Here is a 21759-nt window from a genome sequence, read left to right as displayed (position 1 = left end):
TCGTGCATCTGACTACTGTGAACCGAACATCGCCGAGATTCAGCTCGATGGTGTGGAATCCGCGCCCCGAAGGATTTTCACGCGCCGAAACGCCACCCGTTCGGGAGAACCACCACGCCCACGGACCCGGGGCCGATGTGCGCCCCGATGACCGCGCCGACCTCCGAGACGACGCACTCCACCGACTCCCCCAGCTCGGCGGTGAACCGCGCCGCCAGCTCCTCGGCGTGCTCGGCGGCGGCGAGGTGGTGCACCGCGATCGCGGCCGAACCGGAACCGGCCGCGTCCAGCGAGATGTCGCGCAGCCGCGCCATCGCGCGAGTCGTGGTGCGCACCTTCTCCAGCGCGTCGATGCGCCCGTCGTCGACGTGCAGCAACGGCTTGATCGACAGCGCCGTGCCCAGCACCGCCGCCGCGGTGCCGATGCGCCCGCCGCGTCGCAGGTACTCCAGCGTCTGCACGGAGAACACGGTGGTCGTGCGCGCGGCCGTCACCGCAGCGGTGTGCTCCACCTCGTCCAGGTCGGCGCCCGCCTGAGCGGCGTCGGCGGCGCCGAGGACGGAGAACCCCAGCCCCATCGCCGCTGATCGCGAGTCCACCACCCGGACCCGGTCAGGGTCGGTCTCGCGCGCGGCCAGCCGAGCGGCGTCCCAGGTCCCCGACAGCTGCCGGGACAGGTGCACCGCCACGACACCGTCGGCACCGTCGTCCAGCGCCTGCCGGTAGGCGCGGGCCAGCTCTCCCGAGGTGGCGCTCGCGGTGGTCACCCGATGCTTGTTCGCCAACGCCTCGGCGAGGTCGCGAGGCGAGAACTCGGTCTCGTAGACGTGCTTGCCACCGTTCACGCTGACGTGCAGCGGAACGACCCGAACCCCGTACCGCGCGGCGTATCCGGACGGCAGGTACGCCGTGGAATCGGTGACGACGGCAATGGACACGGACGCAACCCTACGACGTCAGACGGCAGATGCGATCACACGTGGGCTTGCGCCCCGGCGTTGTAGACCATCAGGCGCCAGCGGTGGTCGCTGGGGCTGCGGCGGTTGAGGACCACCCAGTGGCAGTTGCGCACCCCGCCCAGACCCGGCCACAGCTCCACCGGCAGCGCCAGCAGCTTCGCGGTGAGCGCGGTGATCAGCCCGCCGTGCGCGCACAGCAGCGCGGTGCCGTCGTAGTGGTCGTCGAGCTCGGTGACGACCTCGACGGCACGGGTGGCGACCTCGATGCGGGACTCCCCTCCGGGCGGCGCCCAGTCCGGGTTCGCCCGCCAGGTGTTCAGCGCACCGGGCCAGCCGTGCTCGACCTCGGCTCCGCTGAGCCCCTGCCACTCCCCGACGTGGGTTTCCCGCAGCCGCTTGTCCAGCTTCACCGGCTCGCCGCTGACCTTGGCGTAGGCGGCGGCGGTGGTGCGCGCGCGGTTCAGGTCGGAGCTGATGGCCACCGACGGCTCGAAGGCCGCGATGGAGGGAGCGGCCTGCTCGGCCTGCTCGACGCCGTTGGCGGTCAGCGAGCTGTCGAGGTGACCCTGGATGCGGCCGGCGAGGTTGTAGTCGGTCTCGCCGTGCCGCCAGAGCACGAGCCGGTCGAGGCTCACTCGTCTTCCTCGGCCGACACGCCCTGATCGACGAACTCGATCCGCGGGCAGTCCTTCCACAGCTTCTCCAGCTGGTAGAAGGAGCGCTCCTCGGCGTGCTGGACGTGCACCACGACGTCGACGAAGTCCAGCAGGACCCACCGGCCCTCGCGGGCGCCCTCGCGCCGGACCGGCTTGATGCCCGCCGCGCGCAGCTTCTCCTCGACCGAGTCGACGATCGCTTCGACCTGCCGCTCGTTCGAGGCCGACGCGATCATGAAGCAGTCGGTGATGACCAGCTGCTCGGAGACATCCAGCAGGACCACGTCGGTGGCCTTCTTGTCGGCCGCGGCTTGGGCGGCGATCAGGGCCAGCTCGCGGGCGTTCTCGGTGGCTGCCACGTCACTCCTCTCGGCCGGGCTCGGTGTGCCCATGCCGGGTAGCAGGATAGGCCGCCGGTCCCGACCAGGAGCCGCCCGGCCTTCGCATACAAGTCCTTTATGCCCGAGCGGTGCGCTCGGGTTCAATCGCCCTGACGGTCCCCATCCCGCCGGAGCGTCGCGGTGGAGGCCGCGCTCGGTGATGAAGTGCACCACGAGACCTCCCGACCAGCGACAACACCCCTGATGAGCACCTTCGGCCAGCGGGGTGGTATCTACCGCTCGCCGCTGCCGGAGGGGCTCCGGCGCTCTGCGACCCGGGCACCACCTCGTGGCGACCGGGGCGCGGAGTCCCCATCGAGCCTCGCCGAGGACGAACCCTGCTACGGGCCCCACTCGGCGGGAGCATCATCGCGGTAGAGGCCGCGCTTCGTTATGTACTGCACGATGCCGTCGGGCACGAGGTACCAGACCGGCAGGCCCGCCCGGACCCGGTCGCGGCAGCCGGTGGAGGAGATCGCCATCGCCGGGATCTCGACCAGCGACACCGACCCGTCGGGCAGGTGCGCGCTGTTGAGCGAATAGCCGGGCCTGGTGACGCCGATGAAGTGGGCGAGCTGGAACATCTCCTCGACCCGGTGCCAGGACAGGATCTGCTCCAGGGCGTCGGCCCCGGTGATGAAGTACAGATCAGCGTCCGGGAACTGCTCGTGGAGATCGGTGAGCGTGTCAGCGGTGTACGTCGGCCCCTTGCGGTCGACGTCCACCCTGCTGACCAGGAACCGCGGGTTGGAGGCGGTGGCGATCACGGTCATCAGGTAGCGGTCCTCGGCCGGCGAGACGACCTCGTGGCTCTTCTGCCACGGCTGCCCGGTGGGCACGAAGATCACCTGTTCGAGGCCGAACTGCGCCTGCACTTCGCTGGCGGCCACGAGGTGTCCGTGATGAATGGGATCGAAGGTGCCACCCATGACCCCGATCCGGCGACGAGACATAGCTGACCACCCTAGATAAGCGTCACGACCAGGCACGTCAGCGGGTCACCCCGGGGTGTCGGAGGCCACGGTCCCGGCACGGATCCCCTCAAACCCCACGCCGGGACCGCAGCCGGCTGCGAGGCCCGGTCCAGGCTCCCCCCTCGACCGGACCCCGCCGCCCTGCGCGATCCTCCGCGGCTGGGGGCTCACTTCGGATCGCGGGCGCTGCCTCTTGGGCGCGCACGGGTGGGACCCGCGAGCGCCGGGAATCATGACGGTATTTTCGCTGTGACGCCGGTCACTCCTCGGGTGCGACGACCTTCCCGGTCGCGACCGCCTTGACCAGGATCGCCTCCACCGGGCAGGACTCGGCGGCGTCCACGACCTCCTCGGATGGCTCGGACCGGTCCTGCAGGGTCTTCGAATAGCCCTCGACCAGCTCGAAGTGGTCCGGGGCGACCCCGGCGCACATCCCCGACCCGATGCAGGTGTTCGTGTCGATCTCGATCGACCAACTCATCAGCTCACCTCTTCCGTCCGCATGAGCGAGATCACTCGACACCTTGCCACGACACCATCATCCGCTGCGGCCCCCGGACCAGAAGTCCCGTCTTCCACGTCACGTCCTGCTCGGGCGAGTTCGGGAAGTCCAGCCCCGGCAGCCGGGTGAGCAGGGTGCGCAGCGCGACCTGCAACTCCATCCGGGCCAGCTGGGCGCCGAGGCAGTGGTGCGGGCCGTGGCCGAAGCCGACGTGCGATGCCTCCGCGCGCGCCAGGTCCACCACCTCCGGGTCGCCGAAGACCGCTTCGTCCCGGTTGGCCGAGCCGATGCTCGACAGCACCGGTTCGCCCGCGCGCACCAGCACGCCGCCGAGCTCGACGTCCTCGGTGGCGTACCGCGCGAAACCGGCGCCGACGCCCAACGGCACGAAGCGCAGCAGCTCCTCGACGGCGGAGGGGATCAGGTCCAGGTCCGCGCGCAAGCGCCGAAGCTGCTCGGGGTGGGTCAGCAGCACGTGGAGGAAGTTGGGGATCTGCGAGGCGGTCGTCTCGTGCCCGGCGACGAGGATTCCGGCGGCCAGCCGGACCATCTCGTCCTCGCTGAGCTTGTCGTGCTCGTCGCGGGCGGCGATGAGCCCGGTGATCAGGTCGTCGGCGGGCTCGGCCCGGCGCTGCGCGATCAGACCGGCGATGTAGTCCATCATCCGGTCCGTGCAGTCGGTGACCTGCTCGGCGGTGAGCTTGCTGGTCGACAGGAACGCGTCCGACCAGACCCGGAAGTCCTCGCGGTCCTCGAAGGGCACGCCCAGCAGCTCGCAGATCACCGTGATCGGCAGCGGCAGGGCGAAGTCCTCGACCAGGTCGACCGGGCCGCCCCGCTCGATCATCGAGCTCACCAGGCCATCGGCGATGTCCTGGGTGCGCGGGCGCAGCTTCTCGACGCGGCGCTGGGTGAACGCCTTGGCCACCAGTCGGCGCAGGCGGGTGTGGTCGGGCGGGTCCATGCTCAGGATGCCGCCGACCTGCTGTCGCGGTCGCAGTCGCGGTTCGTCGCGCTCCATCGTTTCGGCGCGGCTGAACCTCGGGTCGCCGAGGACGACCTTGACGTCCTCGTAGCGGGTGGCCAGCCAGGCCTCTTCGCCGTAGGGCAGCTTGATGCGGCTCAGCGGCTCCTGCGCGCGCAGCCGGGCGTAGAGCGGGTCGAGGTCGAGGACCTCGGCGACGTTGAACGGATACGTCCTGGGCTCCGTGGTGGTCATGCGCAGCTCCCCGAGGGACAACTCGTTTGTAAGCAGTCGCTTACAAACGCACGGTACGCCCGGGAAAGACGCTGCGCACGCCGCGATCAGCGATCGTCCGAAAGGTCCGTTCGCTCCAGCAGGACGGATGACGCACGCGTGACGTAGCGGACGATGACCTCGGGGTCGGCCTCCGCCAGCGGGCTCTTCCCGAGGACCGAACGCACCATCCCGATGCCGAACACCCACGCCAGCACGAGATCGGCGCGCAGCTGCGCGTCCTCGGCGTCGGAGAGCTCGGAGAGCCGCTCGGTGTAGCGGGCACCCAGCTCGCCGCGCAGCATCTCCGCCGCCCGCTCATCGCTCCACGAGCGCAGCATCGCCACCAGCGGGTGCTCCCCGTTGGGCTCGGCGCTGTCGAGCAGGTTGATCAGCAGCTGCCGGGGCAGCTCCTCAGCGGAGAGCTCCGCGATCACCTGCTCGCTGTTGCGCGTCAGGACCGCCGCGAACAGCTCCTGCTTCGAACCGAAGTAGCGGAACAGGAGCGCCTGGTTGGCCCCGGCGCGCGCCGCGACGTCGCGCACCGTCGTCGCGCTGAAACCGCGCTCGGTGAACAGCTCCGCGGCCGCCTGCAGCAGGGCTTCCTTGGTGGCGGCGGAGTCGCGCTTGCGTCGCGGCGCCTGCGTCAAGCTCAGCTCCCCGGCTTGGCCGGGGCGGAACCCGGCCGCACGTGGCCGTCGCCGAACGCGAGCCACTTGGTGGAGGTCAGCTCCGGCAGCCCCATCGGGCCCCGCGAGTGCAGCTTCTGGGTGGAGATGCCGATCTCGGCACCCATCCCGAACTCCCCGCCGTCGGTGAAGGCGGTGCTGGCGTTGACCATCACCGCGGCCGCGTCGACCTGCGCGGTGAACTGCTGGGAGGCGCGGAAATCGCTGGTCACGATGGCCTCGGTGTGCCCGGAGCCGTGCTCGCGGATGTGCTCGACAGCGGCGGGCAGCGACTCGACGACGGCAGCGGCGATGTCCAGCGACAGGTACTCGGTGTCCCAGTCCTCGTCGGTGGCGGGCACGACGTTCGGACCGCCGACGGCCACCACCTGCTCGTCGCCGTGCACCGTCACGCCGGCCTCGCTCAGCTCGGCGATCGCGCGCGGCAGGAACTCCTCGGCGATGTCGGCGTGCACCAGGAAGGTCTCCGCGGAGTTGCACACGCTCGGGCGGCGGGCCTTGGAGTTCAGCAGGATCCGCAGCGCCATGTCGAGGTCGGCGCTGGAGTCGACGTAGACGTGGCAGTTGCCCACACCGGTCTCGATGGCCGGAACCGTGGACTGCTCGACCACCGCCGAGATCAGGCCGGCGCCACCGCGCGGGATGACCACGTCGACCAGCCCCCGAGCGGTGATCAGGTGGTGCACCGAGGCCCGGTCGTGGCAGGGAAGCAGCTGGACGGCGTCCACCGGCAGGCCGTGCCGGGCGACGACGTCGCGCAGGATCCACACCAGGGCGGTGTTGGAGCTCTCCGCCGACGACGAGCCGCGCAGCAGCACCGCGTTGCCCGACTTCAAGGTCAGACCCGCGGCGTCGACCGTCACGTTCGGGCGGCCCTCGTAGACGATGCCGACCACCCCGAGCGGCACCCGCACCTGGCGCAGCTGGACGCCGTTGGGCAACACCTGGCCGCGCAGCACCTCCCCCACCGGATCCGGCAGTCCGGCGACCGTGCGCAGACCGTCGGCCATCGCCTCGACGCGGCCGGTGCTCAGGACCAACCGATCGATCAGCGCCTCGGTCGTCCCGGACTCGCGGGCCGCGGCCACGTCGCGCTCGTTGGCCTCCAAGATCTCCGGTGCGCGCTTGACCAGCTCGTCGGCCATGCCCTGCAGCAGCGCGTCCTTGGCGCCGCGGGTGGCCTGCGCCAGCTCGGCGGAGGCCTCGCGGGCCCGGCGGGCGGCGTCCCGCACCTGGTCGCGCAGGTCGTCGCCGGTCGCCTTGTCAGAGGTGGGGAACTCGATGACGGTCACCCCACCAGCCTAATCCGTGACCGCACGCGCCCGGCAACGCATTTCCCGCCCCTCAGGACAGCGCCACCGGCAGCACCGAGAACCGCCGGATCCGGAAGCCAGGCGACCGCTCCGGCTCCGCGAGGCGCTGCGGTTGCGACCGAGGGTCCCCGACACGCCCGCGCTGCCCCGGGGGCGTGGCGTCAGCGGCGTCCGGTAGGAATTCGGGACGTGGACGAAGAAGCGCTGCGGGAACTCGCCGAAGAACGACTCCGAGCACTGGCCGGCCCCGAGGCCGCGCTGCGCGAGGACCAGTGGGCGGCGATCCGCGCGCTGGTGCTCGAACGCCGCCGCGCGCTGGTCGTGCAGCGCACCGGCTGGGGCAAGTCGGCGGTCTACTTCATCGCCACCGCGCTGCTGCGCGAGCTCGGCGAAGGACCGACCGTGATCGTCTCGCCGCTGCTGGCGCTCATGCGCAACCAGGTCGCCGCCGCGGCCAACGCCGAGGTGCACGCCGCCACCATCAACTCGGCCAACCCCGAGGAGTGGACCGACATCGAGGAGCGCGTCGCCGCGGGCGAGGTCGACGTGCTGCTGGTCAGCCCGGAGCGGCTCAACAACCCCGACTTCCGGGACACGATCCTGCCCGAGCTCACCCAGAACGCCGGGCTGCTGGTGGTCGACGAGGCGCACTGCATCTCCGACTGGGGACACGACTTCCGCCCCGACTACCGGCGGCTGCGGACGCTGCTGACCGAACTGCCCGAGGGCGTTCCGGTGCTGGCCACCACGGCCACCGCCAACGACCGCGTGGTCGCCGACGTCTCCGACCAGCTCGGCGTCGGCGGCGAGTTCACCGATCCGCAGGAGACGCTGGTGCTGCGCGGCACGCTGGACCGCGAGAGCCTGCGCCTCGGCGTCGTGCGGCTGCCCACCGCGCAGGCCCGGCTGGGCTGGCTGGCCGGGCAGCTCAAGGAACTGCCCGGTTCGGGCATCATCTACACCCTCACCGTCGCCGCGGCCCACGAGATCACCTCCTACCTGCGCGAGCAGGGCTACGAGGTCGCGGCCTACTCGGGCCGCACCGACCCGGCCGAGCGGGAGCAGGCCGAAGCCGACCTGCTGGAGAACAAGGTCAAGGCGCTCGTGGCGACCTCCGCGCTCGGCATGGGTTTCGACAAGCCCGACCTCGGTTTCGTGGTGCACGTGGGCGCGCCGTCCTCGCCGATCGCCTACTACCAGCAGATCGGCCGCGCCGGTCGCGGTGTGCAGCGCGCCGAGGTGCTGCTGCTGCCCGGCCCGGAGGACCGCGAGATCTGGAGCTACTTCGCCTCGCTGGCGTTCCCGCCGGAGCACACCGTGCGCGCCGTCCTCGACACCCTGACCGAGCAGGGCAAGCTCTCCACCGCCGCCCTGGAACCGCATGTGGAGCTGGGTCGCAACCGGTTGGAGATGGTCCTCAAGGTCCTCGACGTCGACGGCGCCGTCCAGCGGGTCAAGGGCGGCTGGGAGGCCACCGGCGAGCCGTGGCACTACGACGCCGAGCGCTACCGGCGCATCGAGGCAGAGCGCCAGGCCGAGCAGCAGGCGATGATCGACTACCAGACCACGTCGTCCTGCCGGATGGAGTTCTTGCGCCGCCAGCTCGACGACCCGCACGCCGAGCCCTGCGGGCGCTGCGACAACTGCACCGGGTCGGGCTACTCCGCCGAGGTGGACGAGCAGGCCGTGCAGCAGGCGCAGGAACGGCTGCAGCGTCCGGGCGTGGACATCGCACCGCGCAAGATGTGGCCGAGCGGCATGTCCGCGCTGGGCGTCGACGCCTCCGGCAAGCTGCCCGCCGACGAGCAGTCCACCACGGGTCGCGCGATCGGCAGGCTCACCGACATCGGCTGGGGCAACCGGCTGCGGGAGCTGCTGGCCGCCGGGGCGCCCGACCAGGAGCTGCCGGACGACCTGTTCCAGGCCGCGATCAAGGTGCTGGCCGCGTGGGAGTGGGAGCAGCGCCCGGTCGGCGTCGTGGCCCTGGGCTCGCGGACGCGACCGAAGCTGGTGCGCAGCCTGGCCGAGCGCATCGCCGGGATCGGCCGGTTGCCGCTGCTCGGCGAGGTCCTGACCAACCCGAACACGACGCCGAACCGCGCCACCAACAGCGCGCAGCGGGTGGCTTCGCTGTGGCGCCAGTTCAAGATCGACGAGGAGCTGGCGGGCAAGCTGGCGGCCCTGGACGGCCCGGTGCTGCTGATGGACGACTACGCCGACACCGGCTGGACCGCAACGGTCGTCGGCCGCATGGTCCGCCGAGCCGGTGCGCCCGCGGTGCTGCCGTTCACCCTCGCCTCGACCAGCTGACCACCACCTCGGCCAGCGCCGGCAGCGGCAGCGGGCCGTGGGCCAGCACCAGGTCGTGGAAGGCGTGCAGGTCGAACCCCGGATGGCGTTCGGCCTGCGCGCGCAGCCGCTAGATCTCCAGCCGTCCGACCATGTAGGACAGCGCCTGACCCGGAGCATCGATTTGACTTCCTCACCGCTGTGAAAACCGGTGATTCCTACCGCGCCCGACGGCACGGTTGTCCGTGCGCATCGGGTCGCCTCGGTGGGTTCCTGCTTCCTCGCGCTGTGCCCGAACGTGTTCGGGTCTTACCTGCGCTCCACAGGCTGTCACCGCCAGCCCGGCGGCCTTCGCGACGTTGACCGCCGCGTTGATATCCCGATCCAGCCACACACCACAGGCCAGGCACTGCCAGGTGCGGACGTGCAGCGGTTTCGGGCCGTCCTTCACAGCGCACTTCGAGCACACCTGAGAGGTGGGTTCAAACCTCCCTATCTTCACCAGCTTGCGCCCATACAGTGCGGCTTTGTACTCCAACATCGACACAAACGACGACCACCCAGCATCGTGCACCGACTTCGCCAGACGGGTACGCGCAAGTCCTGATGCCGCCAGATCTTCCACCGCGATCGCTTGGTTCTCGCGAATCAACCGAGTGGAAAGCTGGTGATGGAACTCCCGACGCGCATCAGCCACCCGCACGTGCGCACGAGCCACCTTGGTCCTGGCCTTATCCCGATTCTTGCTTCCCATCTCCTTTCGGGAAAGGTCTCGTTGTGCCCGCTTGAGCTTCCTCTCCGCTCTGCGTAGAAACCTCGGAGACTTGATCTTCGTGCCGTCCGAGAGCACCGCGAAGTGTTCCAAGCCCAGATCCACACCGATCTCCGGAGCCTCATCGACAAGGGACTCGGGGTTGGTGTCGACGACGAACGACGCGAAGTACCGCCCAGCGGCGTCCTTGATCACGGTCACGCTCGACGGCTTCGACGGCAAAGTGCGGGACCAGCGCACCGGCACCTCACCGACCTTCGGCAACCGCAGCTTGCCGCCCGGCGTGATCGACCAGCGTGCATTGGCGGTAAATCTCACCGACTGACGACGATCACGGCGAGTCTTAAATCGGGGCGCACCCACCTCACGGCCTTTGCGTTTCCCGCTCAGTGAGCCGAAAAAGTTCTCATACGCCCGCTGAGCATCCCGAAGCGCCTGTTGCAGGACAACAGCCGATACCTCGCCTAGCCAAGCCCGCTCCGGGGTGTTCTTGGCGTTGGTGATCAGCTTCTTGGACAGCTCCGATGCCGTCGGGGTCTTGCCTCCTGCTTCGTAGACGTCTCGCCGGGCCGCGATGGCGTCGTTGAACACCACACGCGCACACCCGAACGCCCGGGCCAGCACGGATTGCTGGCCCGGTGTCGGGTACAGACGGAAACGGTATCGAAGCTGCACGCCGTGACCATAAAGTGACCCACTGACAACAGGGTCGCTCCGCGCAGCACGAGACACCTTGCCCGGCTACCCCAAGACCTGCGTGGTTCTCATCCGGATTTCGGTGATTCCATATTGGATTCGGATCTTTCGTGCGGACCCACGAGCGCTTACCGTGTCGACACCCCATTCTCGGGCGCGACGCGGAGGTTGCGATGTCCCAGGACGAAGCCGTGGCCCACAAGCTGCCGGTCCGAACGCTGGTCGCGGCGAGCATCGGGAACGCCATCGAGTGGTACGACTGGACGATCTACACCGCGTTCAGCGTCTACTTCGCGTCCGCGTTCTTCCCCGGCGAATGGGCGCTGATCAACACGCTGGCGACCTTCGCGCTCGCGTTCTTCTTCCGCCCGCTCGGCGGCTGGATGCTCGGCCGCTTCGCCGACCTGCGCGGCCGCAAGACCGCGATGCTGGTGACGATCTCGCTGATGGCCGGCGGATCGCTGATCATCGGTGTCCTGCCGACCTTCGAGTCCATCGGGTGGCTCGCGTCGATCCTGCTCATCCTCGCCCGCATCGGGCAGGGACTCTCGCTCGGCGGCGAGGTCTCCAACGCCTCGGCCTACCTCGCCGAGATCGCGCCACCGTCGCGGCGGGGCCGGTACTCGTCGTTCTTCTACATCTCCACGGGTGCCGCGCTGCTCATCGCCTCGCTGCTGGGATTCCTGCTGACCTCCGTGCTCAGCGAGGACCAGCTCACCTCCTACGGCTGGCGGATCCCGTTCATCGTCGGCGGCGTGCTCGGGCTCGTCGGCATGTGGTTGCGGCGCACGCTGACCGAGACCGAGCAGTACGAGGAGAACAAGACCAAGGCCAAGGCCCTGAAGAACCCGCTGATGCTGACGCTGCGGGAGCACCCCAAGGCCGTCGGGCAGCTCATCGGGTTCTCGATGCTCTCGACGCTGTGCTACTACACGTTCTTCAGCGCGCTCACGCCGTTCGCGGTGAAGAACCGCGACGCCGACGCCACCGACGTGTTCCTCGCGCTGTCCATCGCGACGGCGCTGTTCATCGCGCTGCAGTACCCGATGGGCGCGGTGTCCGACCGCTACGGCCGCAAACCGCAGCTGCTGGTGTGGTCGGCGGCCATCGCGATCCTCATCGTGCCGCTGTCCAGCCTCGTGCGACCGGGCCTGGGCAGCCTGCTCGTCGTGTTCTGCGTCGGTGTCGGGCTCTACACCGCGATGACCTCGATCGCACCGGCGATCATGTCCGAGCTGTTCCCCACCGAGCTGCGCGGGCTGGGCATCGGCGCCTGGTACAACCTCACCGTCGCCGTCTTCGGCGGCACGGCACCGCTGGTCATCCAGGCCTTCGCCGAGTTCGGCATCGCCACGGGGTTCTTCTGGTACATCGCGGTGGGCGCGGTGATCGCGTTCTTCGTCATCCGCACGCTGCCCGAGACCCGGGCCACCGAACTGCGCTGAGTCAGCGCAGCGGCACGAGGTCGTCGGCGTGGACGACCTCGCGGCGCTGCTCGGGCGGGAGGTCGTGGGTGGAGCGACCGATCAGGGTCGGGAGCTCTTCGGCGTCGTAGGCGACGACACCGCGGGCCACGACCTTGCCGGTCGGGTTGAGGAGTTCGACGACGTCGCCGCCGTCGAAAGCGCCCTCGACCGCCGTGATCCCGGCGGCCAGCAGGGACCGGCGGCGCTTGACGACCGCGGCGACCGCACCGTCGTCCAGCCAGAGGCGGCCGTTGGCCCCGGCGGCGTGGGCGAGCCAGAAGCGCCGGGCCGACAGGCGGTTCCCGGTCGCGGCGAAGGCCGTTCCCACGTCCGCCGCGCCCAAGGCGCTCCCGGCGTTGGCCGACGACGTGAGCAGGACCGGAATGCCGGAGGTGCAGGCGACTTTCGCCGCCGCGACCTTCGACGCCATGCCGCCGGTGCCCAGCCCGGACGCACCCGAGCTGCCCGCGTCGACGCCGGCCATGTCGGCTGCGCCGGTGACCTCGCGGATCACCTTCGAGCCGCCCTTGCGCGGATCACCGTCGTAGAGGGCGTCCACATCGGACAGCAGGATCAGCGCGTCGGCGCCGACCAGGTGCGAGACCAGCGCGGCCAGCCGGTCGTTGTCGCCGAAGCGGATCTCGGTGGTGGCCACCGTGTCGTTCTCGTTGACCACCGGCACCACGCCCAGCCCGAGCAGCCGGTTCAGGGTGCGCTGCGCGTTGCGGTAGTTGCTGCGGCGCACCACGTCATCGGCGGTGAGCAGCACCTGGCCGACGGTGAGGTCGAAGCGGGCGAACGACTCGGCGTAGGCGTGCGCGAGGGCCAGCTGCCCCACCGACGCCGCGGCCTGCTGCGTCGCCAGGTCCTTCGGCCTGCGCCGCAGGCCCATCGGCGCGATCCCGGCGGCGATGGCGCCCGAGGAGACCAGCACGACCTGTCCCCCGGCGGCGACCCGCTTCGCGACCGTGTCCACCAGGACCGACAACCGCTCGGAGTCCAAGCCGCCCTCGGTGGTGGTCAACGAGGACGAACCGACCTTCACCACGATCCGCTGCGCGGCCGCGACCGCCTGCCGAGTCGTCGAGAGGCTCACTCGTCGTCCTCCTCCTCGCCCCCGACGTAGCGGCCGAACTCGTCCAGCCCGCTACCGCGGCGCGCCTGCTTGGCGATCTTGCGCTCGTGCGCCGAAACCCGGTCGTCGGACTCCAGCCGCAGGTCGTGACCGCGTCGGCCGAGCAGGTTCGCCATCCCCGCTGGGGTGGAGGGCTCCCAGTCGAAGGTCATGGTGCCGATGGTGACCTGGCTGCCGGGCTCGGCGCCCTGCTTGGCCAGCGCGTCCTCCACGCCCAGCTTCGCCAGCCGGTCGGCGAGGAATCCGACGGCCTCGCTGTTGTTGAAGTCGGTCTGCCGGATCCAGCGCTCCGGCTTCTCGCCGCGAACGATGAAGGCGTCCTCGTCCTCCGGGTCGGGTTCGACGGTGAAACCACCGTCGTCGACCGCGGTCGGCCGGACCACCACGCGCGCCGGTTCGGGCTCGGGCAGAGTCTCGCGGTAGCGCTCGACCTCGGCGCCCATGGCGAAGCTCAGCTCGCGCAGGCCCTCGCGGGAGGCGGTGGAGATCTCGAAGACCGGCCAGCCCCGCTCCTCGACCTCCGCGCGCACGAAGTCGGCGAGCTCGCGGGCCTCCGGCACGTCGATCTTGTTCAGCACCACCATCCGCGGGCGGTCGGCCAGGTCGGCGCCGCCCTGCTCCGCGGCCAGCGCCGGGGTGTACTCGGCGAGCTCGTTCTCCAGCGCGTCGATGTCGGAGATCGGGTCGCGACCCGGCTCCAGCGTCGCGCAGTCGACCACGTGGACCAGCACCGCGCAGCGCTCGATGTGCCGCAGGAAGTCCAGGCCCAGACCGCGTCCCTGGCTGGCACCGGGGATCAGGCCGGGCACGTCGGCGACGGTGAACACCGTCTCGCCCGCGGTCACCACGCCCAGGTTGGGGACCAAGGTGGTGAAGGGGTAGTCGGCGATCTTCGGCTTCGCGGCCGAGATCACCGAGATCAGCGAGGACTTGCCCGCCGACGGGAAACCGAGCAGGCCGACGTCGGCGACCGACTTCAGCTCCAGCACCAGTTCCAGCTCTTCGCCGGGCTCGCCCAGCAGCGCGAAGCCCGGCGCCTTGCGGGCCTTGGAGGCCAGCGCGGCGTTGCCGAGCCCGCCGCGACCGCCGGCCGCCGCGATGAACGTGGTTCCGGTGCCGACCAGGTCGGCCAGCACCTCACCGTCGGGAGACAGCACGACGGTGCCGTCCGGGACCGGCAGCACCAGGTCCTCGCCTTGGGCGCCGTTGCGGTGGCCGCCCTTGCCGGGCTGCCCCTTCACCGCGCGGGCGTTGGGCCGGTAGTGGAAGTCGAGCAGGGTGTGCACGCCGGAGTCGACGACCAGGCGGACGTCGCCGCCCTTGCCACCGTTCCCGCCGTCCGGACCGCCCAGCGGCTTGAACTTCTCCCTGTGCACCGAGGCGCAGCCATTTCCACCGTCGCCCGCGGCGACGCTGATGGTCACGCGGTCAACGAACCGCGACACGAATGCCTCCAGGAAGATCAAGCCGAGCGGCCGCCCGGCGGGTAGAGCTCTTGGTCTCGATTGCAACAGCGGCGCGACCGGTGCGCTTCCCGACCGCGGTGCAGGTCACCCCGGACAACACAAAGCGAGGGGCGGCCCGGTCATGCCGGTTCCGCCCCTCGCCGGGAAGTTGCTGGCCTGCGTCGAGAGCCGGATCAGGCCTCGACGGGCTGCACGCTGACGGCCTTGCGGCCGCGGTAACGTCCGAACTCGACGGTACCGGCGGACAGCGCGAACAGGGTGTCGTCGTTACCCCGACCCACGTTCAGACCCGGGTGGAACTTGGTCCCACGCTGACGGATCAGGATCTCACCGGCCTTGACGACCTGGCCGCCGTAGCGCTTCACCCCGAGGTACTTGGGGTTCGAGTCGCGGCCGTTCCGAGAGCTGGATGCGCCCTTCTTGTGTGCCATGACTACTCAGGTCCTCACTTGTTGATGCCGGTGACCTTCACCCGGGTCAGCTTCTGCCGGTGACCCTGGCGCTTGTGGTAGCCGGTCTTGTTCTTGAACTTGTGGATGCGGATCTTGGGGCCCTTGGTCTGCTCGACCAGCTCGCCGGTCACCGACACCTTGGCCAGCACGTCGGCGTCGGTCGTGACCTCGGAGCCATCGACGACCAGAACCGCCGGGAGCGCGACCTCGGAGCCCAGCTCGCCCTCGAGCTTCTCGACCTGGACGACGTCCCCGACAGCCACTTTGTACTGCTTGCCGCCGGTCTTGACGATCGCGTACATGAGTCGGAAGTCTCCTGCTGCTCGGTTTCGCTAATTCACCAGTGTGCGGCGGACGTCCGCCCCGCCGTGAAGGCCGGGGCTTCCTACCACGCCGCTGGTGCAGCGTCTCGGTGGGTTCCTGTCTCAACAGCGAGGACCGCACGAGCGACCGCACTCGAAACAGGCGTTTAATCTCTCCGCCCGTCCGGCGGCGAGAAGTTCTCACCCATCATACAGACCAGGTTTCCGTCCCCGATCGACCGGGGCGGTACCACCAGTGCGGATCCGCGGATCACGCGCTGACGGGCGAGCCGGAACAGCATAAGCGAGCTCGCCGCGGACCGGCGAACCGCCCCCGCCACCGTGGCGGATCCTGGCCGGATCCCGCCGTTCCGCAACCATCGTGACCTGCTCTTGCTACCGTCAGTGGCCGCTCGTGATGATCTAGGGAAACGCAGGGTGACTGACACCGCTTCGGAGACCGCCCGCCAGGCCGCCGCACCCACGACACCAGCCGCCCCCGGTCCGGTGCGCCGGTTCGGTCCGCTGCTGCTGGGGCTGTCGGCCGTCGTGCCGCCGCTGATGATGCTGCGCGAGATCCTGCGCTACCCGCAGATGCACTTCTACGACTACTGGTGGGTCCTGCTCGACATCACCGACGTCGACGGCTCGCTGCGTCCCGAAGCGCTGCTGGGATTCCGCAACGAGCACCCGTTCGTGCTGCCGAGTCTCCTGTTCTGGCTCAGCGCCCGCTTCGGGCACGGCCTCAACCAGCCGCTGGGCCTGGCCGTGCTGGCGATGGGCGTGGGCTGCGTCCTGCTGGTCCTGGCGATGCTGCCGAAGCACCTCGACCCGTGGCAGCGGGCAGGCCTCCTCGCGGCGACCTCGACGCTGGTGTTCAACCCGCACGGCATCCACAACTACGTGCGCTCGATGAGCGGCGCCTCGTGGATCCTGGCGATGTTGCTGGTCCTGGGCGCGCTGCTGGCGATGCACCGGGAGCACCGCTCGATCGCCGTGGTGCTGGGCCTGCTGGCCTCGATCAGCTACGGGACCTCCTTCGCGGTGTGGCCGGCGCTGGCGCTGGTGGCGTGGCTGCGCGGCGACCGGCGGAAGTGGGTCGCGACCCCGCTGGTGGTCGGGTTCGCGGTGGTCGCGACCTGGCTGGTGCTGCGCGGCCCGCAGGGCGGCGGCGGGAGTTCGCCGACCGATGATCCGGCGCAGGCGATGCTGGCCGGGCTGAGCATGCTCGGCATGGTGTGGACCGGCACCGAACCCTCGGTGGCGCTGCTGGCGGGTGTCGCCGGGCTCGGCGTGCTGGTGCTGCACGCGAACCAGACCACCGCCGAGCGGCGGATCGCCGCGCCGTGGTGGGGGCTGGCGCTCTACGCGCTGGGCTGCGCGGTGATGATCTCCGGCTCGCGCGCCGCGTTCGGCGAGTCGGCCGGGCTGCAGAGCCGCTACAACAGCATGACCGCCGCGCTGTGGATCGCGGTGCTGGTCATCGTGGTCGCCTGGGCGCGATGGCCGCGGTTCCGCGCGGTCGCGGTGGGCGCCACCGCGCTGGCCACGGTCGCGCTCGGGGCGCCGATGGCGCAGAGCGTGCGGGCCGACGCGCCCAACCAGCAGTTGCTGGCGGTGGCCGCGCGGATCGGGCATCCCGACGCCTTCACCGACCGCTTCCCCTCGCCCGGTCAGCTGCTGCCCCGCCTCCAGGCGCTCGGGCACTACCCCTTCTCCCCCGAGTTCTCGCTCGGCTGCCCGGACGGGCTCAACGTCGGCGACCGGGTCAGCACCGCGACCTGGCGCACGCCCAGCGTCGACTCGCTGCGCGAACCGCGACCGGACGGCCGCGACGTCGTGCTCAACGCCGAGACCGACCAGGTCCAGGGCGGCGCGCGGATGCTCGAGGGCTGGGCGATCTCCGGCATCGAACGCGCTCGCTGCGTGGCCGTGCTCGATCAGACCGGGACCGTCGTCGGCGGCGGCGTGGTCGACATCCCACGCTCGGACGCCGAGGCCGCCACGCCCGGCATCGAGAGCGGGCTCGGCTTCCAGGCCGTCGCTCCCGCCCGGACAGGTCCGCTGCGCGTGGCGTTCCAGTTCCCCGACGGCTGGTGGATCCGGCCGCTCACCGAGAATCCGCAGGTGGCGCGATGAAGGTCCCGGAAGTCTCCCTGCTGGCTCCCGCCAAGGACGAGCGCGACAGCCTGCCGAAGCTCTTCGCCGAGATCAGCGAGGCCATGGCCTGCCAGCACCGCGAGTGGGAGCTGGTGATCGTCGACGACGGCAGCACCGACGACAGCTGGCAGGTGATCATCGAGCACGCCGCGCTGGAACCGCGCATCCGGGGCATCCGGCTGCGCCGCAACTTCGGCAAGGCCGCTGCGCTGGCCGCCGGGGTCTCCGAGCTGCGCGGCGAGCTCGTGGTCACCCTCGACGCCGACCTGCAGGACGACCCCTCCGAGATCCCCCGGCTGCTGGCCGAGCTGGACTCCGGCGCGGACCTGGTCAGCGGCCACAAGGCGCAGCGCAAGGATCCGCTGGGCAAGCGGCTGCCGTCGAAGGTGTTCAACTGGTTCACCGGGCTGATCACCGGGCTGCGGCTGTCGGACCACAACTGCGGGCTGAAGGCGGCGCGCACCGAGGTGTACCGGCGAGTTCCGCTGTACGGGGAGCTGCACCGCTACATCCCGGCGCTGGCGCACCAGCTCGGCTACCGGGTGGTGGAGCGGACGGTCAACCACCGGGCGCGGCAGCACGGGGTGTCGAAGTACGGGCTGGAGCGCTACGCGCGCGGCGCGCTGGACCTGCTCACGGTGATGGCGCTGACCCGCTACGGACGCCGTCCGGCGCACCTGTTCGGCGGGCTCGGGATGCTGGCGGGAACGCTGGGGACTCTGGTGCTGCTGTACTTGACCGGGGTGTGGTTGTTCACCGACGAATCGATCGGAACTCGTCCACTTCTGACGCTCGGGATTCTGTTGGAGATCTTCGGAGTTCAGATGATCTCGTTGGGTCTTCTGGCCGAACTCGTGCTGCACCGAACCGGACGTGAGCACGACGTGACGGTGCTGGTCGCGGACCAGACCACGCGAACTGCGAATGCGGCTCAACACGCTTCGTGACCGAACATTTCAACTCGGAACACAGCGCGGTAACGAGCTCCTGACAAAGCGATTGCGCATTACCTGACGCAAATGCGAAATAGGCCGGGGGGCGGCAGAACACACCCTGTCATCGCCCGTAGGGTCTCCCCCGTGCAGCAAGAGTCGGCGAAGAAATTGCGGTTGCTCGCCACGCTTCTCGGGCTGGTGGGCACCGTCCTGGCGCTCCTCGTCCCGTTCCTCCCCGTCAACCACAAGGTGGGGACGTTGCGGTGGCCGACAGCGGAGGGAACCAAGTCGGTCTCCGCCCCACTGGTGACCTACGCACCGGTGTGGCTGGACGCGAAGGTCCCGTGCGCCTCGGCGCGGAGCCTGGACGCGAGAACCGAAGGCCCGGGGTTGTTGCTGAGCACCAACTCGCCCGATTCGGACTCCGGTCAGCTGACCGGTCTCGTCCTGCAGGTCGACAACGGGCAGGCGCTGCTCTACTCCAAGGGCCAGCAGATCGGCACCACCCCACTGCCCGCCGGTGACTGCACCCTGAAGGTGCACGCCGACGCCGGAGGCACCACCGCCACCATCGGCAAGGAGCGCTGGGTCAACCAGACCGGCGACCAGCGCCCCCAGCTGACCGGCATCTACTCCACTTTGGACAACACCCGCGACGACGTGCGCGGGCTGGACTTCCAGGCCAGGGTGGACAACCGGTTCAGCTCGTGGGCGACGCCGCTGAAGACGACCGTCATCGTGCTGACCCTGGCCTCGTTCATCGGCTCAGTGCTGTGCCTGCGACGACTCGACGTCCTCGCCGGTCGGCGCGCTCCACGCCTGGCGCCGAAGCGCTGGTGGAAGCCGACGCTGCGCGACATCTCGGTGTTCGTCGCGCTGGGGATCTGGTGGCTGATCGGGGCGATGACCTCCGATGACGGCTACGTGCTGAGCATGGTGCGCTCGGAGCAGAGCGCCGGCTACGTCAGCAACTACTACCGCTGGTTCGCCAACCCGGAATCGCCGTTCGGCTGGTTCTACGAGGTCTACTCGTTGTGGGTGAGGGTGTCGACCGCCACCCCGTGGGTCCGGTTGCCCGCGCTGCTGATGGGCATCATCAGCTGGCTGCTGATCTCCCGCGAGGTGCTCCCCCGGCTGGGCCAGCAGGTCCGGCGCAGCAACGCCGCCGGCTGGGCCGCGGCCGCGGTGTTCCTCGCCTTCTGGCTGCCCTACAACAACGGTCTGCGCGCCGAGCCGGTCGTGGTGCTGTTCTCGCTGCTCGCGCTGTGCGCCGTCGAGCGCGCGGTGAGCACCGAGCGGCTCACGCCCGCCGCGCTGGGCCTGGTCGCCGCCGCGCTGTCGGTCGGCGTCAACCCGCACGGCCTGATCGCCGTGCTCCCCTACGTCGCCGGGTTCAAGCCGCTGCACCGGATGGTGCGCAAGCGAGCGCAGCAGTTCGGCTGGCTACCGGTGCTGGCGCCACTGGCCGCGTCCGGGTTCGTGATCCTCACGCTGGTGTTCTACGACCAGACGTGGCGTTCGGTGATGGACGCGATGGAGCTCAAGACGACCTTCGGGCCCAACGGGCACTGGTACGAGGAGCTCAGCCGCTACCTGCTTCTGTTCAGCGAGAGCCCGGACGGTTCGCTGAGCCGCCGTTTCCCGGTGCTGCTGGTGGTCCTCTGCGTGGCGACCTGCGGCGTGGTGCTGCTGCGCCGCGGACGGATCCGCGGTGCGGCGCTCGGTCCGAGCCGGCGGCTGCTGGCGGTGGCCGCGATGTCCTTCGCGGTGCTGGCGCTGACCCCCACCAAGCACACCCACCACTTCGGCATCTTCGCCGCGGTCGGCGGCGCGCTGGCGGCGCTCACGGCGCTGGCCACCAGCACCACGGTGCTGCGCTCGCGACGCAACCGGATGGCGTTCGTGACCGGTCTGCTGGTGATGCTGGCCTTCGCGGCCACCGGCCCGAACGCCTGGTGGTACGTGTCCGGCTGGGGCGTCCCGTGGTTCGACAAGCCGCCGTCGATCAAGGGCTACAAGGCGAGCACGATGATCCTGGTGGTTGCGATGATCACCGGCATCATCGCCGTGGTCGAGCACCTGCGGATCGACGAGAAGAACCCGAAGGTCGTCGACGAGAGCTGGGAGAGCAAGGAGAAGCGCAACCTCGCGTTGCGCTGGGGCACGGCGCCGCTGTCGGTGCTGTGCGCGCTGATGGTGCTCGGGGAGCTAGCCGCGTTCGGCAAGGGCATCGTCGAGCAGGGGCCGAGCTACACGCTGGGCACCGACAACATCAAGCAGCTCACCCAGCAGAGCTGCGGTCTGTCCGACTCGGTCGGGGTGGAGACCAACCCGCGCGAGGGCGTGCTCAAGGCGTCCGCGCAGCAGCCGACCGTGCCGGCCCCGGCCAAGCAGCCCGATCTGAAGCTGCCGCCGCAACGCCTGGCCAACCAGGAGAACGCCCAGCAGTACCTGCAGCCCAAGCAGGTCGGTTTCGCCGATCCGGGCGTGCCGCCGACCGACGAGTCCTCCCCGGACGCGCCGAGCTGGCGTCCGCCGAACCAGTTCGGCGGACCCGAGGCCCCGGTGTGGGGCAGCTACGACGATGAGGGTCAGGGCACCGGTGAGCTGCGCACTCCGTGGTTCGACATCCCGGAGGAGGCCCGGTCCGGCAAGCTGCCGGTGGCCATCAGCATCGCGGGTTCGGAGACGGGCGCGAACCAGGTCTACTTCGAACTGGGCAAGGACACCCCGCAGGGCTTCCAGCTCACCACCCGGTACCCGGTCCAGCAGGGCCCGCCGCCGGGATGGCGCGAGCACCGCTACCTGCTCGGCGGGGAGGCCGAGGGCGCGACGAAGCTGCGGATGGTGCTGGTCGACCAGTCCCTGGGTCAGAGCGGCTGGCTGGCGGTGTCGGCGCCGCGCGTGCCGAAGCTGACCCAGCTCACGAAGTTCGTCGGCAACGACCCGACGTTCGTGGAGTGGCCTGCCGGGCTGGTGCACCCGTGCCTGGAGATCTCGGGGCTGTACAACGGCATCGCGGAGATGCCGAAGTTCCGGGTCAGCGCGGGCGAGGAGGTCCGGGGCATCGGTGAGGGCTGGTCCTCGCCGGACGCCGGTGGGCCGTTCGGCTGGATGACGGTGGCGTCGAGCGTGCGGAACCTGCCGACCTACCTCACCAACGACCCGCAGAAGGACTGGGGCTCGCTGTACCAGGTGCACCCCTACACACCGGACGCGTTGCCCGCCTCCGCGGCGCTGGAGCTGCACACCGAGACGCACTCGGGCCTGTGGTCTCCCGGGCCGCCCGCGCAGGGCCTGGACCTGCCGGGCGACATGCCCAGCTCCGACGACAGGACCGACATCCCGTCCTTCGACACCGAAGAGAACTGATCCA

General features: G+C 70.1%; 18 protein-coding genes and 1 pseudogene. 5 read left to right on the top strand and 14 right to left on the bottom strand.

Translation table 11 applies throughout. The annotated features are described in order from the left end of the window. Positions 1-77 precede the first annotated feature (77 nt). The 8 genes from E1202_RS02905 to E1202_RS02870 form a co-directional block, all read right to left on the bottom strand. A complete protein-coding gene (locus E1202_RS02905) occupies positions 78-938 on the bottom strand; it encodes a DegV family protein (RefSeq protein ID WP_132680764.1) in 861 nt (286 codons plus the stop codon). A gap of 35 nt (positions 939-973) precedes the next feature. Continuing rightward, a complete protein-coding gene (locus tag E1202_RS02900) occupies positions 974-1594 on the bottom strand; it encodes a histidine phosphatase family protein (protein ID WP_132680762.1) in 621 nt (206 codons plus the stop codon). Further along, positions 1591-1974 (bottom strand): ribosome silencing factor, encoded by a 384-nt coding sequence (rsfS, locus tag E1202_RS02895; protein WP_132680760.1) that lies wholly within the window; start codon positions 1972-1974, stop codon positions 1591-1593. The genes E1202_RS02900 and rsfS overlap by 4 nt, the downstream gene beginning before the upstream one ends. A 362-nt stretch (positions 1975-2336) precedes the next feature. Further along, positions 2337-2948: a nicotinate-nucleotide adenylyltransferase gene (gene nadD, locus E1202_RS02890; RefSeq protein ID WP_132680758.1), complete on the bottom strand. Its 612-nt coding sequence runs from the start codon at positions 2946-2948 to the stop codon at positions 2337-2339. A 280-nt stretch (positions 2949-3228) separates the two neighbouring features. Then, positions 3229-3450, bottom strand: coding sequence for a ferredoxin (locus tag E1202_RS02885; RefSeq protein ID WP_132680756.1), 222 nt, complete (start codon positions 3448-3450; stop codon positions 3229-3231). A gap of 31 nt (positions 3451-3481) precedes the next feature. Beyond that, complete coding sequence (locus E1202_RS02880) at positions 3482-4690, bottom strand: cytochrome P450 (RefSeq protein WP_132680754.1); 1209 nt, start codon at positions 4688-4690, stop codon at positions 3482-3484. An 86-nt stretch (positions 4691-4776) separates the two neighbouring features. Further along, a complete protein-coding gene (locus tag E1202_RS02875; RefSeq protein WP_132680752.1) occupies positions 4777-5358 on the bottom strand; it encodes a TetR/AcrR family transcriptional regulator in 582 nt (193 codons plus the stop codon). Between the two features lie 2 nt (positions 5359-5360). Next, a complete protein-coding gene (locus tag E1202_RS02870) occupies positions 5361-6689 on the bottom strand; it encodes a glutamate-5-semialdehyde dehydrogenase (protein WP_132680750.1) in 1329 nt (442 codons plus the stop codon). Positions 6690-6899: 210 nt separating this feature from the next. Here E1202_RS02870 and E1202_RS02865 point away from each other — a divergent pair, with 210 nt between their 5' ends. Continuing rightward, positions 6900-9020, top strand: a complete 2121-nt coding sequence (locus E1202_RS02865) for a RecQ family ATP-dependent DNA helicase (RefSeq protein WP_132680748.1) — start codon at positions 6900-6902, stop codon at positions 9018-9020. Here the strand turns inward: E1202_RS02865 and E1202_RS32745 are convergent. Both E1202_RS32745 and E1202_RS02855 read right to left on the bottom strand, forming a co-directional pair. Next, positions 8998-9174: pseudogene (locus tag E1202_RS32745) on the bottom strand (DUF885 family protein); the annotation flags it as partial. The gene E1202_RS02865 and the pseudogene E1202_RS32745 sit on opposite strands and share 23 nt — an antisense overlap. An 18-nt stretch (positions 9175-9192) precedes the next feature. Continuing rightward, positions 9193-10446, bottom strand: coding sequence for an RNA-guided endonuclease InsQ/TnpB family protein (locus tag E1202_RS02855; protein ID WP_132680746.1), 1254 nt, complete (start codon positions 10444-10446; stop codon positions 9193-9195). A gap of 194 nt (positions 10447-10640) precedes the next feature. Between E1202_RS02855 and E1202_RS02850 the strand changes: the two genes are divergently transcribed. Then, positions 10641-11912 carry an MFS transporter gene (locus tag E1202_RS02850; RefSeq protein WP_132680745.1) on the top strand — a complete coding sequence of 424 codons (1272 nt, stop codon included), beginning with the start codon at positions 10641-10643 and terminating at the stop codon, positions 11910-11912. A gap of 1 nt (position 11913) precedes the next feature. Here the strand turns inward: E1202_RS02850 and proB are convergent, their stop codons facing one another. From proB to rplU, 4 genes are all read right to left on the bottom strand, one after another. Continuing rightward, the gene (proB, locus tag E1202_RS02845) at positions 11914-13029 is read right to left on the bottom strand and encodes a glutamate 5-kinase (protein WP_132680743.1); all 1116 of its coding nucleotides are present in this window, start codon (positions 13027-13029) and stop codon (positions 11914-11916) included. Continuing rightward, entirely contained in the window at positions 13026-14525 is a 1500-nt protein-coding gene (obgE, locus tag E1202_RS02840; RefSeq protein WP_132680998.1) for a GTPase ObgE, read from the bottom strand. Before obgE ends, proB begins: the two co-directional genes overlap by 4 nt. A 182-nt stretch (positions 14526-14707) precedes the next feature. Continuing rightward, complete coding sequence (gene rpmA / locus E1202_RS02835) at positions 14708-14965, bottom strand: 50S ribosomal protein L27 (protein ID WP_093421130.1); 258 nt, start codon at positions 14963-14965, stop codon at positions 14708-14710. Positions 14966-14979: 14 nt separating this feature from the next. Then, positions 14980-15288, bottom strand: coding sequence for a 50S ribosomal protein L21 (gene rplU, locus E1202_RS02830; RefSeq protein ID WP_132680741.1), 309 nt, complete (start codon positions 15286-15288; stop codon positions 14980-14982). A 438-nt stretch (positions 15289-15726) separates the two neighbouring features. On the opposite strand from rplU, the gene E1202_RS02825 reads away from it, so the two are divergent. The 3 genes from E1202_RS02825 (at position 15727) to E1202_RS02815 (ending at position 21755) form a co-directional block, all read left to right on the top strand. Next, positions 15727-17427 (top strand): hypothetical protein, encoded by a 1701-nt coding sequence (locus tag E1202_RS02825; RefSeq protein WP_132680739.1) that lies wholly within the window; start codon positions 15727-15729, stop codon positions 17425-17427. Next, positions 17424-18395 carry a glycosyltransferase family 2 protein gene (locus E1202_RS02820; RefSeq protein ID WP_132680738.1) on the top strand — a complete coding sequence of 324 codons (972 nt, stop codon included), beginning with the start codon at positions 17424-17426 and terminating at the stop codon, positions 18393-18395. Before E1202_RS02825 ends, E1202_RS02820 begins: the two co-directional genes overlap by 4 nt. Positions 18396-18527: 132 nt before the next feature. Next, positions 18528-21755: an arabinosyltransferase domain-containing protein gene (locus tag E1202_RS02815; RefSeq protein ID WP_235877607.1), complete on the top strand. Its 3228-nt coding sequence runs from the start codon at positions 18528-18530 to the stop codon at positions 21753-21755. The last annotated feature ends 4 nt before the right edge of the window (positions 21756-21759 follow it).

The sequence above is a fragment of the Saccharopolyspora karakumensis genome (assembly GCF_004349225.1).
Taxonomy (GTDB): Bacteria; Actinomycetota; Actinomycetes; order Mycobacteriales; family Pseudonocardiaceae; genus Saccharopolyspora; species Saccharopolyspora endophytica.
The sequence above is the reverse complement of the archived record's forward strand: the minus strand, read 5'-3'. Positions and strand labels throughout refer to the sequence as shown.

What these genes read in the sequence shown, in the direction of transcription:
- nadD (WP_132680758.1), bottom strand. Translation starts at nt 2,948, where the DNA reads ATGTCTCGTCGCCGGATCGGGGTCATGGGTGGCACCTTCGATCCCATT.
- E1202_RS02885 (WP_132680756.1), bottom strand. Translation starts at nt 3,450, where the DNA reads ATGAGTTGGTCGATCGAGATCGACACGAACACCTGCATCGGGTCGGGG.
- E1202_RS02880 (WP_132680754.1), bottom strand. Translation starts at nt 4,690, where the DNA reads ATGACCACCACGGAGCCCAGGACGTATCCGTTCAACGTCGCCGAGGTC.
- E1202_RS02850 (WP_132680745.1), top strand. Translation starts at nt 10,641, where the DNA reads ATGTCCCAGGACGAAGCCGTGGCCCACAAGCTGCCGGTCCGAACGCTG.
- rpmA (WP_093421130.1), bottom strand. Translation starts at nt 14,965, where the DNA reads ATGGCACACAAGAAGGGCGCATCCAGCTCTCGGAACGGCCGCGACTCG.
- rplU (WP_132680741.1), bottom strand. Translation starts at nt 15,288, where the DNA reads ATGTACGCGATCGTCAAGACCGGCGGCAAGCAGTACAAAGTGGCTGTC.
- E1202_RS02820 (WP_132680738.1), top strand. Translation starts at nt 17,424, where the DNA reads ATGAAGGTCCCGGAAGTCTCCCTGCTGGCTCCCGCCAAGGACGAGCGC.